Source organism: Pseudomonas sp. RW10S2, assembly GCF_014268985.1.
GTDB classification, from domain to species: Bacteria; Pseudomonadota; Gammaproteobacteria; order Pseudomonadales; family Pseudomonadaceae; genus Aquipseudomonas; species Aquipseudomonas wayambapalatensis.
Genome location: NZ_JABWRO010000049.1, coordinates 22983 through 35957, shown reverse-complemented (window position 1 = coordinate 35957; position 12975 = coordinate 22983). Strand labels below are relative to the sequence as shown.

11 protein-coding genes are annotated in these 12975 nt (G+C 63.3%); 3 read left to right on the top strand and 8 right to left on the bottom strand.

Annotated elements, in window-relative coordinates:
* Together HU729_RS12885 and HU729_RS12880 are read left to right on the top strand one after the other, a co-directional pair.
* Positions 1–1250 (top strand): ATP-binding protein (locus HU729_RS12885; protein WP_186710315.1); only part of this gene is annotated, 1250 nt, incomplete at its 5' end.
* 1 nt (position 1251) lies between these two features.
* Positions 1252–1818 (top strand): cob(I)yrinic acid a,c-diamide adenosyltransferase, encoded by a 567-nt coding sequence (locus HU729_RS12880; protein WP_186668024.1) that lies wholly within the window; start codon positions 1252–1254, stop codon positions 1816–1818.
* A gap of 32 nt (positions 1819–1850) precedes the next feature.
* Here HU729_RS12880 and HU729_RS12875 read toward each other — a convergent pair whose 3' ends face one another.
* The 4 genes from HU729_RS12875 to secA form a co-directional block, all read right to left on the bottom strand.
* Positions 1851–2795 carry a Nudix family hydrolase gene (locus tag HU729_RS12875; RefSeq protein ID WP_186710313.1) on the bottom strand — a complete coding sequence of 315 codons (945 nt, stop codon included), beginning with the start codon at positions 2793–2795 and terminating at the stop codon, positions 1851–1853.
* A complete protein-coding gene (locus HU729_RS12870; protein ID WP_186668028.1) occupies positions 2792–3424 on the bottom strand; it encodes a glutathione S-transferase family protein in 633 nt (210 codons plus the stop codon). Before HU729_RS12870 ends, HU729_RS12875 begins: the two co-directional genes overlap by 4 nt.
* A gap of 105 nt (positions 3425–3529) precedes the next feature.
* Positions 3530–4747 carry a bifunctional glutamate N-acetyltransferase/amino-acid acetyltransferase ArgJ gene (argJ, locus tag HU729_RS12865; protein ID WP_186668030.1) on the bottom strand — a complete coding sequence of 406 codons (1218 nt, stop codon included), beginning with the start codon at positions 4745–4747 and terminating at the stop codon, positions 3530–3532.
* A 163-nt stretch (positions 4748–4910) separates the two neighbouring features.
* Entirely contained in the window at positions 4911–7646 is a 2736-nt protein-coding gene (gene secA, locus HU729_RS12860; RefSeq protein ID WP_186710312.1) for a preprotein translocase subunit SecA, read from the bottom strand.
* Between the two features lie 349 nt (positions 7647–7995).
* Here secA and HU729_RS12855 point away from each other — a divergent pair, with 349 nt between their 5' ends.
* On the top strand, positions 7996–8451 hold the full coding sequence (locus HU729_RS12855) for a DciA family protein (protein WP_186668033.1): 456 nt from the start codon (positions 7996–7998) through the stop codon (positions 8449–8451).
* Between the two features lie 106 nt (positions 8452–8557).
* Here HU729_RS12855 and lpxC read toward each other — a convergent pair whose 3' ends face one another.
* The 4 genes from lpxC to HU729_RS12835 all read right to left on the bottom strand — a co-directional run bounded on the left by lpxC (position 8558) and on the right by HU729_RS12835 (position 12974).
* Positions 8558–9469 (bottom strand): UDP-3-O-acyl-N-acetylglucosamine deacetylase, encoded by a 912-nt coding sequence (gene lpxC, locus HU729_RS12850; RefSeq protein WP_054894014.1) that lies wholly within the window; start codon positions 9467–9469, stop codon positions 8558–8560.
* Between the two features lie 112 nt (positions 9470–9581).
* Positions 9582–10778: a cell division protein FtsZ gene (ftsZ, locus tag HU729_RS12845; RefSeq protein ID WP_054894013.1), complete on the bottom strand. Its 1197-nt coding sequence runs from the start codon at positions 10776–10778 to the stop codon at positions 9582–9584.
* 55 nt (positions 10779–10833) lie between these two features.
* Entirely contained in the window at positions 10834–12090 is a 1257-nt protein-coding gene (ftsA, locus tag HU729_RS12840) for a cell division protein FtsA (RefSeq protein WP_054894012.1), read from the bottom strand.
* Positions 12091–12104: 14 nt separating this feature from the next.
* Positions 12105–12974 carry a cell division protein FtsQ/DivIB gene (locus HU729_RS12835; protein ID WP_186668035.1) on the bottom strand — a complete coding sequence of 290 codons (870 nt, stop codon included), beginning with the start codon at positions 12972–12974 and terminating at the stop codon, positions 12105–12107.
* Position 12975: the final 1 nt, after the last annotated feature.

The window sequence follows — 12975 nt, the reverse complement described above, 5'->3', positions numbered from 1 at the left end:
CCCGCCACACCAACCGCAAGCTGGAGCTGGAAGTCCAGGTACGCAGCAAGATCGAGAAAAAGCTGACAGGCTTCCAGAATTACCTGAACAGCATCATCGACTCCATGCCTTCGGCACTCATCGCCCTCGACGAGCAGCTCTACGTCACGCAATGGAACCAGGAAGCCACCGTACTTTCCGGAACGCCGCTGGACGAGGCGCTGAACCAACCCATCTTCATCGCTTTCGAGCCACTCAAGCCATTCCTGCCACAGCTCAAGGAGACGGTGGAAAAACACCGGGTAGCGAAGGTCGAGCGGGTCACTTGGCCCAAGGACGACGAGCCACGCCACTACGCGCTCACGTTCTACCCGCTGACCGGCGGCGGCGGGCGCGGGGTGGTGATCCGCATCGACGACATCACCCAGCGCCTGTCGCTGGAAGAAATGATGGTGCAGTCGGAAAAGATGCTCTCGGTCGGCGGGCTGGCGGCAGGCATGGCCCACGAGATCAACAACCCGCTGGGCGCGATCCTGCACAACGTGCAGAACATTCGTCGACGCCTGTCGCCGGAACTACCGCGCAATCAGGAACAGGCCGAGGAACTGGGCATCGACCTGGCCAGCATCAACCGCTACCTGGACAGCCGCGAAGTGCCGCAACTGCTCGACGGCATCCAGCAAGCCGGCGCGCGGGCCGCGAAGATCGTCACCCACATGCTCAGTTTCAGCCGCCGCAGCAACCGCCAACTGGCGCCTTGCAACCTGCCCGCCTTGATCGACCAGGCGGTGGAAATCGCCGGCAACGACTTCGACCTGACGGAGGGCTTCGACTTCAAGGGCCAGGCCATCGTCCGCCAGTTCGACCCCGAACTCGGCCCCGTGCCCTGCACCGCCAACGAGCTGGAACAAGTGCTGCTCAACCTGCTGAAGAACGCGGCCCAGGCCATCCATCAGCGCCCGGCACCCAGCGAACCCGGTCGCATCACCCTGCGCACTCGCCTCAATCCGCCGTGGGCCGAAATCCAGGTGGAAGACAACGGCATCGGCATGCCCGAATCGGTGCGCAAGCGCACCTTCGAGCCGTTCTTCACCACCAAGGAGATTGGCCAGGGCACCGGCCTGGGCCTTTCGGTCTCGTACTTCATCATCACCAACAACCACAAAGGGCAGATGGAGGTGCATTCCACCCCAGGCCAGGGCACCTGCTTCACCCTGCGCCTGCCCTTGAGCCCGCTGGGGGCCATGCCCTCGGCCAAGACGGAGGCATGACATGGGCTATCGCCTGTCGAAGATCTACACCCGCACCGGCGACAAGGGCGAGACCGGCCTTGGCGACGGTCGCCGCGTCCCCAAGGATCATCCGCGCATCGAAGCCATCGGCGAGGTGGACATGCTCAACAGCCAGTTGGGCGTGCTGCTCGCGGGGCTGGCCGAGCACGGCCTGGATGAACTGAGCGAGGTGCTGGCGCCTTGTCAGCATCGTCTGTTCGACCTCGGCGGCGAGCTGGCGATGCCCAGCTACCAGGCGCTGGACCAGGCGGAAGTACAACGCCTGGAAGCGGCCATCGATAGGTGGAACGAGGAGCTAGGGCCGCTGAAGAATTTCATTCTGCCCAGCGGCTCGGCACTGGTGGCCCAGGCCCATGTGTGCCGCGCCCAGGCGCGGGGGGCGGAGCGGCGCTGCCAGCAGTTGAATGCCATCGAACCGCTTGAAGGGGTGGGGTTGGCCTACATCAACCGGCTGTCGGACCTGCTGTTTGTCGCATCGCGGATCATCGGGCGACGCCAGGGGATAGCCGAGGTGCTGTGGCAGCCTGCCGAGAAACCGCAGGGCTGAAATTATCGGGGCCGCAAAGCGGCCCCAGATATTCAGACTTCGGGCCAGAACGCCCGAATCCCTGCAACACCTTGCGCGCCAGCCTCCCAGGCACGCTCACGCTCACCCGGCCCGACCCCGCCCAGCAGGAACACCGGCTGGTTGAAGCCTGCGATCAACCGCTGCGCCTCCTCCCAGCCCATCGGCGTGGCCTCGGGGTGGGTCTGGGTCGGCTGCACTGGCGACAGGGTGACAAAATCCACGCCCATCTGCCGTGCCAGCTCCAGTTCCTCGGCGCCATGGCAGGACGCCGCCAGCCAGCGATTCTGCGGAAACGGTCGCCCCTTGGCAGCGTACTTGCGCAATTGCGCCGCCGTCAGGTGCCAACCCGCGGACGGGAAGTCACCCAGCCACTCCAGTGGCCCCTTGAGCATCAGCAGGGCCTTGCCCGCACAGAGGCCGACCGCATCCACCGCCACATCGCGGTACTTGGGGTCGTACATGTCTGGCGCACGCAACTGGATCAGCCTGATACCCGAGGCCACTGCCTGCTGGATGCCCCGCAGCAACACGGGGGTATCGAGCCCATCCGGGGTGATCAGGTACTGGTCCGGCAGGCGCGTAGCCGCCACGATCGGTTTGTTGGCCTCGGGAAACGCATATTGCTCCAGATCTCGCGGCGCAACCCACGCCAATGGCTGGCCCTCGGCGCCGTGGGGCTCGCCGCTGAAGGCCGACACCTCACGCACGTCCAGCAGCACCTGCTTGTCCGGGTAGTCATGGCTGACCTTGATCAGCGGCCGAGAGGCGCTGACGGCGATACCCAACTCCTCGTGCAGCTCACGGGCCAGCGCGGCCTCGACGCCCTCCCCCTCCTCCACCTTGCCGCCGGGGAACTCCCACAGGCCTCCCTGGTGCTGGGTGTCGGCGCGACGTGCGATCAGGATGCGCCCGTCGGCGCCGCGAATGACCGCTGCAACTACATGAATCCGCTTCACCCTTTACGCTCCAGCAGGCCCGCCTTCTGCCAAGCCTGGAAGGCTTGCCAGTTGTAGATCGTTTCGATGTAGGCCGCGGCATCCGCAGGCACTTGCACACGATAGGTACGCAAACGCACTGCCACCGGGGCGAAGAAGGCATCGGCCAGTGTAGGCCGTCCGAACAGGAACGGGCCGCCGTCCTTGGCCATCAGACGGCACTCCGCCCACAAGGCGACGATGCGATCGATATCGACCTGCACTTCGAGCGGCACGCTGTCCAGGGCCTGGTCGCGCGACAGATCGAACGGCATCGCACCACGCAAGGCGAAGAAACCGCTGTGCATCTGCGCACAAGCCGATCGCGCCTGGGCACGCGCAGCGACATCCGCCGGCCACAGCTGCGCCTCGGGATGCTGTTCGTTGAGGTATTCGGCAATGGCCAGGGAGTCGGCGATCACACCGTGCTCGGTCTTGAGCAGCGGCACCTTGCCGGTGGCCGAGAATTCGAGGAGGCGCTTGCGAGTATCGGGCTGGTTGAGCTTGATCAGTGTCTCGTCATAACCGACGCCTGCCAGCTCCAGGGCCAGGGCACCGCGCAGCGACCAGGAGGAATACAGCTTGTCGCCGATGATCAGGTGATAGCTCATGGTTCGGCTCCGTTAAATCTTGGGATTCGGGGCTGCTGCGCAGCCCATCGCGGCACAAGGCCGCTCCCACAGGCCTGCGAGCGTGTGGGAGCGCCCTTGGGTGGATCAGGTACGGTACTCAGCGTTGATCTTCACGTACTCGTGGGACAGGTCGGTGGTCCAGATGGTTTCGCTGCACTGGCCGCGACCCAGCTCGATACGGATGGTGATCTCTTCCTGGGCCATCACCGCCGAGCCTTGCTCTTCGGTGTAGCTCGGGCTGCGACCGCCCTTGCTGGCGATGCACACGCTGTCCAGGTACACATCGATCAGGCTGACGTCCAGCTCCGGCACGCCTGCACGGCCGACAGCGGCCAGGATGCGGCCCCAGTTGGGATCGGAGGCGAACAGCGCAGTCTTGATCAGCGGCGAATGAGCGACGGCATAGCCGACGTCCAGGCATTCCTGGTGATTACCACCACCGTTGACCTGCACGGTGACGAACTTGGTCGCGCCTTCGCCGTCACGGACGATGGCCTGGGCCACTTCCATGCACACCTCGAACACGGCCTTCTTCAGCGCCTCGAACAGCGCGCCGCTCGCTTCGGTCACCTCCGGCAGGTTGGCCTTGCCGGTGGCGATCAGCATGCAGCAGTCGTTGGTCGAAGTGTCGCCGTCGATGGTGATGCGGTTGAACGACTTGTTGGCGCCGTCGAGCATCAGGTCCTTGAGCACAGCCGGGGCGACCTTGGCGTCGGTGGCGATGTAGCCGAGCATGGTGGCCATGTTCGGACGGATCATGCCCGCACCCTTGCTGATACCGGTGACGGTGACGGTGACGCCGTCGTGCTGGAACTGGCGGCTGGCACCCTTGGGCAGGGTGTCGGTGGTCATGATGCCAGTAGCGGCTTCGGCCCAGTGGTTTTCCGAAAGGTTGTCCAACGCAGCCTGCAGCGCACCTTCGATCTTCTCGACCGGCAGCGGCTCGCCGATCACGCCGGTGGAGAATGGCAGCACGGACTCGGCAGGCACGCCCGTCAGCTCGGCCAGCTTGGCGCAGGTGCGCTCGGCGGCGGCCAGGCCCGGCGCACCGGTACCAGCGTTGGCATTACCGGTGTTGGTCAGCAGGTAGCGCACGGTCCCCTGCACGCGCTGCTTGGAGAGGATCACGGGAGCGGCGCAGAAGGCGTTGAGGGTGAACACGCCAGCAACGCTGGAGCCTTCGGCGCAGCGCATCACCACCACGTCCTTGCGCCCAGGGCGCTTGATGCCCGCCGAAGCGATGCCGAGTTCGAAACCGGGAACCGGGTGCAGGGTAGGCAGGGGACCGAGACCGACAGCCATTGAAGCGCTCCTAGAAAATGAATGGTTTGCGAAAAGCGGGGCCGCTTTGCGCCCCATCGCGGCACAAGGCCGCTCCTACAGGTTCTGTGCGATGCCTGCAGGAGCGGCCTTGTGCCGCGATGGGCCGTCAAGCGGCCCTGTAGATGTCAGGTGACGGATCGAATCACTCGATCTGACCATGGCAATGCTTGAATTTCTTGCCCGAACCACACCAGCACGGCTCGTTGCGGCCCAGCTTCTGTTCGTTGCGAACCGGCGCAGAGGCAACGGCCACATCGGCGCCCTCCTCGCTCAGTTGCTCGCCTTCCAGACCTGGGGCAGCGGCGTGCTGGAACTGCATGCGGCTGGCCAGTGCCTCGGCCTCGCGGCGCAGGCGGGCTTCTTCTTCGGCAGGGTCTTCGCGGCGGACCTGGACGTGCGACAGCACACGGATGGTGTCGCGCTTGATCGACTCCAGCAGCTCCTGGAACAGGGTGAACGACTCGCGCTTGTACTCCTGCTTCGGGTTCTTCTGGGCGTAGCCGCGCAGGTGGATACCGTGACGCAGGTGGTCCATGGTCGACAGGTGGTCTTTCCACAGGTCGTCCACCACGCGCAGCAGAATCTGCTTCTCGAAGGTGCGCAGGGCGTCGATGCCGGCCTGGTCTTCCTTCTCGGTGTAGGCGGTGGTGATCTCGTTCAGCAGCTTCTCGCGCAGGGTTTCCTCGTAGAGGTGATCGTCCTCGTCGAGCCACTGCTGGATCGGCAGCTTCATGGCAAAGTCGCTGGACAGCGAAGCCTCAAGACCGGCCACGTCCCACTGCTCGGGCAGCGACTGCGGCGGAATGTGCTGGCTGATGGTGGCGTCGAGCACTTCCTTGCGGAACTCGGCGATGGTGTCGCCGATGTTCTCGGCAGCCAGCAGGCTGTTGCGCATGTGGTAGATCACCTTGCGCTGCTCGTTGGCCACGTCGTCGTATTCGAGCAGCTGCTTGCGGATGTCGAAGTTGCGACCTTCGACCTTGCGCTGCGCCTTTTCGATGGCGTTGGTGACCATGCGGTGCTCGATGGCCTCGCCGGATTGCATGCCCAGCGCCTTCATGAAGTTCTTCACCCGGTCGGAGGCAAAGATACGCATCAGGCTGTCTTCCAGCGACAGGTAGAAACGGCTCGAACCGGCATCGCCCTGACGGCCGGCACGACCGCGCAACTGGTTGTCGATACGACGCGATTCGTGACGCTCGGAGGCGATCACGTGCAGGCCACCGGCTTCCAGAACCTGCTGGTGGCGCTTCTGCCAGTCGGCCTTGATCTGCGCGATCTGCTCGCTGGTCGGGTTCTCCAGTGCGGCGACTTCGGCTTCCCAGTTACCGCCCAGCAGGATGTCGGTACCACGACCGGCCATGTTGGTGGCGATGGTCAGGGCGCCCGGCGCACCGGCCTGGGCGATGATCTCGGCTTCCTTTTCGTGATACTTGGCGTTCAGGACCTTGTGGTCGATGCCTTCCTTCTGCAGAAGGTTGGACATGTGCTCGGAGGTCTCGATGGTCGCGGTACCCACCAGGACAGGACGGCCCTGGGCCATGCTTTCCTTGATGTCGGCGATGATCGCTGCGTACTTCTCGTCGGCGGTGAGGTAGACCAGGTCGTTGAAGTCTTTCCGAGCCAGCGGCTTGTTCGGCGGAATGACCATCACGTTGAGGCTGTAGATCTGGGCGAACTCGAACGCTTCGGTGTCGGCGGTACCGGTCATGCCGGACAGCTTGGTGTAGAGACGGAAGTAGTTCTGGAAGGTGGTCGAGGCCAGGGTCTGGCTTTCGGCCTGGATGTTCAGGTTTTCCTTAGCCTCGATGGCCTGGTGCAGGCCCTCGGACAGGCGACGGCCTGGCATGGTGCGGCCGGTATGCTCGTCGATCAGCAGGATCTGACCGTCCTGGACGATGTACTCGACGTTGCGGTGGAACAGCTTGTGCGCACGCAGGCCCGCGTAGACATGGGTGAGCAGGCCCAGGTTGTGGGCCGAGTAGAGGCTCTCGCCTTCGGCCAGCAGGCCGGACTGGGTGAGCATCTCTTCGATGAACTGGTGACCTGCCTCGTTGAGCTCGACCTGGCGGCTCTTCTCGTCGATGGTGAAGTGACCCTCTTGAGTCACCTGGCCTTCGACTTCTTCGATGTGCTGCTTCAGGCGCGGGATCAGGCGATTGATCTCGATGTACAGCTTGGAGCTGTCTTCGGCCTGGCCCGAGATGATCAGCGGGGTACGCGCTTCGTCGATGAGGATGGAGTCGACTTCGTCGATCACGGCGAAGTTCAGCTCACGCTGGAACTTCTCGTCCTGGCTGAACGCCATGTTGTCGCGCAGGTAGTCGAAACCGAATTCGTTGTTGGTGCCGTAGGTGATGTCGGCAGCATAGGCGGCGCGCTTTTCCTCCGGCGGCTGGAAGGCCGAGACGATGCCCACCTTGAGGCCGAGGAATTCGTAAAGCGGACGCATCCAGTTGGCGTCACGGCGAGCCAGGTAGTCGTTGACCGTGACCACGTGCACGCCCTTGCCGGACAGCGCGTTCAGGTATACCGCCAGAGTACCGACCAAGGTCTTGCCTTCGCCGGTACGCATTTCTGCGATCATGCCCTCGTGCAGGGTCATGCCGCCTATGAGCTGGACATCGAAGTGGCGCATGCCCATGACACGCTTGCCGGCCTCACGGGCCACGGCGAAGGCTTCGGGCAACAGCTGGTCGAGGGTTTCGCCTTTGGCCAGGCGCTCTTTGAACTCTGCGGTCTTGCCACGCAGTTGCTCGTCGGAGAGGGCCACCATCTTCTCTTCGAAGGCATTGACGGTGCTGACCGTCTTGAGCATGCGCTTGATTTCACGCTCGTTCTTGCTTCCAAAAAGTTTTTTTAACAAAGGCGCAAACATATCGGCAGGATCTTCCACACTTAGGGATGGAGGGCGGCCCCGTGAGTCGCCCGTGCAGCCCTTGGGCCGCATGCGAACGAGCATTCTACCCGGAAACGTTGGTGAGGAAAGTGGTGGATTTCCACGATGCTGGCACAGCGCTTTTAACGGGGCTTCTCTAACATAGGGACATTTTCACCAAGTTCAAGGCAGCCAGACATGAAACGTGTTGGGCCGCGTCGCGCGCAGGCCTGCGCGCACACGCGCTGCACCGTCCTCAGCAGCGGGCTGCCGGCAAAGCGTCCGGCACAGGCAACGGCCCTGGTGGCATCTGTTAGACTGCCAATCTTGTAACCTCATGCGTACTCAGATGGCCTACAAACCCCCTTCCGCCCAGCCACCCGCCGCCTTGCTGCGCCAGGCCAGGCCGCTGCGCCTGCTGCTCAACCAGGCCGAGCGCCTCGAGCATCTGCAGCGTTTGCTGGAAAGCCAGTTGCAGCCCGCTGCCCGGGCACACTGTCATGTGGCCTCCTGGCGCGATGGCTGTTTGCTCCTGGTGGTGACCGACGGCCATTGGGCCACCCGTCTGCGCTACCAGCAGAAGCGCCTGCTGACCACGCTGCGCGCCATGGACGCCTTCGCCAACCTGCAGCGCATCAGATTCCAGGTGCAACCACCCGTCGGCGCCCCCGCCCGCCCGACACAGACCACCGAGTTGTCGCAACAGGCGGCACAAAGCCTGCGCGAGACAGCGCAAGGCATTGGTGACGAAAAACTGCGGGCCGCGCTGGAGCGGCTTGCTGCACACGCCCACGACAAGACCTGAAGTTCCCGGCGCTATTCCCGAAAGTGCCAAACACTGCTCTGCCATGGGCGCGCCAATAAAAAAGGCCACCCGAAGGTGGCCTCAATGAACTAGAGAGTGTTCGAACTTACACGGCCGCAACAGGGCGCATGTAGGAGATCGGTGCCGTACTGGCATCTTCGAAAGTGACCACTTCCCAGGCGTCCGTTTCCGCGATCAGCTTGCGCAGCAACTGGTTGTTCAGCGCGTGTCCGGACTTGTAGCCCTTGAACTCGCCGATCAGGCTGTTGCCCAGCAGATAGAGGTCGCCGATGGCGTCGAGGATCTTGTGCTTGACGAATTCGTCATCGGAGCGAAGTCCGTCTTCGTTGAGCACACCGGTCTCGTCGACCACGATGGCGTTCTCGACACTGCCGCCCAACGCAAGGTTGTGCTTGCGCAGGTACTCGATGTCACGCATGAAACCGAAGGTGCGTGCTCGGCTGACTTCCTTCACGAACGACGTGCTGGAGAAATCAACCACTGCACTCTGGGTCTGGCCCTTGAGGACCGGATGATCGAAGTCGATCTCGAAGCTCACCTTGAACCCGTCGAAAGGCAGGAAGGTGGCGCGCTTGTCGCCCTCCTCCACGCTCACTTCGCGCAGGATGCGGATGAACTTTTTCGCGGCGTCCTGTTCTTCCAGGCCGGCGGACTGAATCAGGAATACAAAGGGTCCGGCGCTGCCATCCATGATCGGCACTTCCGAGGCGGAGAGCTCGACGTAGGCGTTATCGATGCCCAGGCCCGCCATGGCGGAGAGCAGGTGCTCTACCGTATCGACCTTGACGTCACCGTTGACCAGCGTCGTCGACATGGTTGTCTCGCCGACGTTGGCCGCACGCGCCGGGATTTCGACCACAGGGTCGAGGTCGGCGCGGCGGAAAACGATGCCGGTATCCACGGGTGCTGGCTTGAGAGTCAGGTAGACCTTCTCTCCGGAATGCAGGCCGACACCTGTGGCACGAATGGTATTCTTCAGGGTGCGTTGTCTAATCATGGCATTGGCCGCTTTAGCGCTAATTGCGAATTGGTATCAACAAAGGCTGAGAATGATAGCAGACCCGGCCTTTGCTGAACACCAATCACCCTTATACCCCTGATAAATTCCATCAATCGGCCTGGCGACGCAGGAAGGCCGGGATGTCAAGGTAGTCCAGATCGTCCTGTGGGTTGAGTTTAGCCGCGGCCGCAGCGCCCGCATGCGCCTGGTTGCGCATCACGGTCGGACGCTCCAGGTCACGGTAGTTCACCGCCGACTGCTCCTGGCGAACCGGGGCCGGATTGGAGGACTCGTACACCTGCTGTGCGGTCTGCAGGGTATTGTCGACGACCTTGACCGGCTTCTCGATGCGCGCACCCAGGCCAGTGGCAACCACGGTGACGTGCAGCTCGTCGCGCATGTCAGGATCGATCACGGTGCCGACCTTGACCATTGCGTGGTCGGAGGCGAAGGCCTCGATGATGCTACCCACATCGGAGTACTCACCCAGCGACAGGTCAGGACCTGCGGTGATGTTTACCAGAATACCGCGGGCACCCTGCAGGTTGACGTCTTCGAGCAGCGGGTTGCGAATCGCCGCTTCGGTGGCTTCACGAGCGCGGTTCGGACCGCTGGCGCAGCCAGTGCCCATCATCGCCATGCCCATCTCGCCCATCACGGTGCGTACGTCGGCGAAGTCGACGTTGATCATGCCCGGACGCTTGATGATGTCGGAGATACCGCGCACGGCGCCAGCCAGCACGTCGTCGGCCTTGGCGAAGGCAGACAGCAGGCTTGCATCCTTGCCCAGGATGGTCAGCAGCTTCTCGTTGGGGATGGTGATCAGCGAGTCGACGCTTTCAGCCAGCATGCGGATGCCTTCGTCGGCGATCTGCATGCGCTTGCGACCCTCGAACGGGAACGGACGGGTCACCACCGCAACGGTGAGGATGCCCATTTCCTTGGCCACTTCGGCGATGATCGGCGCAGCACCGGTACCGGTACCGCCGCCCATGCCGGTGGTGATGAACACCATGTTGGTGCCTTGCAGCACTTCGGCGATGCGCTCACGGTCTTCCAGCGCGGCCTGACGACCGACTTCCGGATTGGCACCGGCACCCAGGCCCTTGGTCACACCGGTCCCCAGTTGCAGGATGGTGCGTGCGCCAATGTTCTTCAGCGCCTGGGCATCGGTGTTGGCGCAGATGAATTCCACACCTTCGATGCTGCTTTTGACCATGTGGTTGACGGCGTTGCCACCACCACCACCGACACCGATCACTTTGATGACCGGGCTTTGCGGGACGTTGTCTACGAGCTCGAACATTTTCCCTCTCCTTACAGTTCTCTAGTTTTTGCGCCTACCACTACTGCTTTGAAACTTAGAAGTTGCCTTGGACCCAGCGCTTGAAGCGCTCAAGCACCGGGGCCTTAGGTTCATCGCCATAGCTGTTGCTGCTGCTGTTGCCGGTCAGGGGCAGGTCCTCGGTCTGCTTTTGCAGGCCGTAGGTGAGCAGTCCCACGCCGGTTGAATAGATCGGGTTGCGCACCACGTCGCTCAGCCCCCGAACGCTGTGCGGCACGCCGAGGCGTACCGGCATGTGGAAGATTTCTTCGGCCAGTTCCACGGCGCCTTCCATCTTCGAAGTACCGCCGGTAAGGACGATGCCGGCCGGCACCAGGTCCTCGTAGCCGCTGCGACGCAACTCGGCCTGGATCAGGGTGAAGAGTTCGTCGTAACGCGGCTCGACCACTTCTGCCAGGGCCTGGCGCGACAGTTCGCGCGGCGGACGATCGCCGACACTCGGCACCTTGATGGTCTCGCCGGCACCGGCCAGCTTGGCCAGGGCGCAGGCGTAGCGGATCTTGATTTCCTCGGCGTACTGCGTGGGCGTGCGCAGGGCCATGGCGATGTCGTTGGTGACCTGGTCGCCAGCAATCGGGATCACCGCGGTGTGGCGGATCGCGCCTTCGGTGAAGATGGCGATGTCGGTAGTGCCGCCGCCGATATCCACCAGGCACACGCCCAGTTCTTTCTCGTCATCGGTCAACACCGAGTAAGCCGAGGCCAGTTGTTCGAGAATGATGTCGTCAATCTCGAGGCCGCAGCGGCGCACGCACTTCTCGATGTTCTGGGCGGCGTTGACCGCACAGGTGACCACATGGACTTTCGCCTCCAGACGCACGCCAGACATGCCCAGTGGCTCACGCACACCTTCCTGGTTGTCGATCACGTAGTCCTGCGGCAGGGTGTGCAGCACGCGCTGGTCGGCCGGGATGGCCACGGCCTGGGCGGCGTCGAGCACGCGCTCGAGGTCGGCGACGCTGACCTCACGGTCGCGGATGGCGACGATGCCATGGGAGTTCAGGCTGCGAATATGGTTGCCGGCAACACCGACGAACGCCGAGTGGATACGGCAGCCGGCCATCAGCTGCGCTTCTTCCACCGCGCGCTGGATCGACTGCACGGTCGACTCGATATTCACCACCACGCCTTTCTTCAGGCCGCGGGAGGGATGCGTCCCGATCCCGACGATCTCCAGGGTGCCGTCCGCCGCCACTTCGCCCACCAGCGCCACCACCTTGGAGGTGCCAATGTCCAGCCCGACGATCATTTTGCCGCTATGCGCGTTTGCCATGGTCCTGCCTCTCTCTAATTCTTCGCAACGGCGGGTTGGGCCGTCGTCGGTGCATTCGGTTCCCGCCAGCCAACCGCTAATCCGTTGGCGTATCGCAGATCGATGCGGGCGATGTTGGTGATCTGCTCTTTGAGTGTCTTGTCGTAAATGGCAATGAACCGGCGCATCTTCTCCACCAGATGATCGCGCCCCAACAGCAGCTCGACGCCAGGACCGGCGCTACCCGCGCCAGTGGTCAGGAACCAGCTGCCTCGCTCGCGCAGCTCCAGGCGAGCGATGGAGAAGCCCATGGGGCGCAGCATCTGGCTCAATACCTGATACTGCTGCATGACTTGTTGCTGAGCGCGCTGCGGCCCGAACAGCTGCGGCAAATGCTCATAGTTGGCCAGCTCGCGCGGGGTGAACGCCTGGCCCTGGTTGTTGAGCAAGGCCTCATCGCCCCAGCGCGCTACCGGCAGTTGTTCCTCGAGGCGGATCACCACCTCGTCCGGCCATACCCGACGCACTTCGGCGTGGGCGATCCATGGCATCTGCTCGAGCTCCGCACGCATCGCCGGCAGGTCGACACTGAAGAAGCTCGCGGCGACATAAGGCGCGATACGCTGCTGCACCGCCTGCTGGCTGATGTAGCTCAGATCACCCTGCACGGCGATCTTGGTGATCGGCCGGTCGGCGTAAGGCATCAAGCGGATCGCGCCTTCATAGGCACCGAAGCCGGCAGCGACCAGCAGCACCGGCCACAGCAGGCGTTTCAACCCACCGAAACTGGGTCGTGGCAGGCGCGCCGATACGGGCTCGTCGGCCACCAGTCGGCTGGCACCACGTGGCACCGGCTTGCTACGGCCGGTAACGGGTTGCTGCTGACGTATCATCGCGCCTTGCATG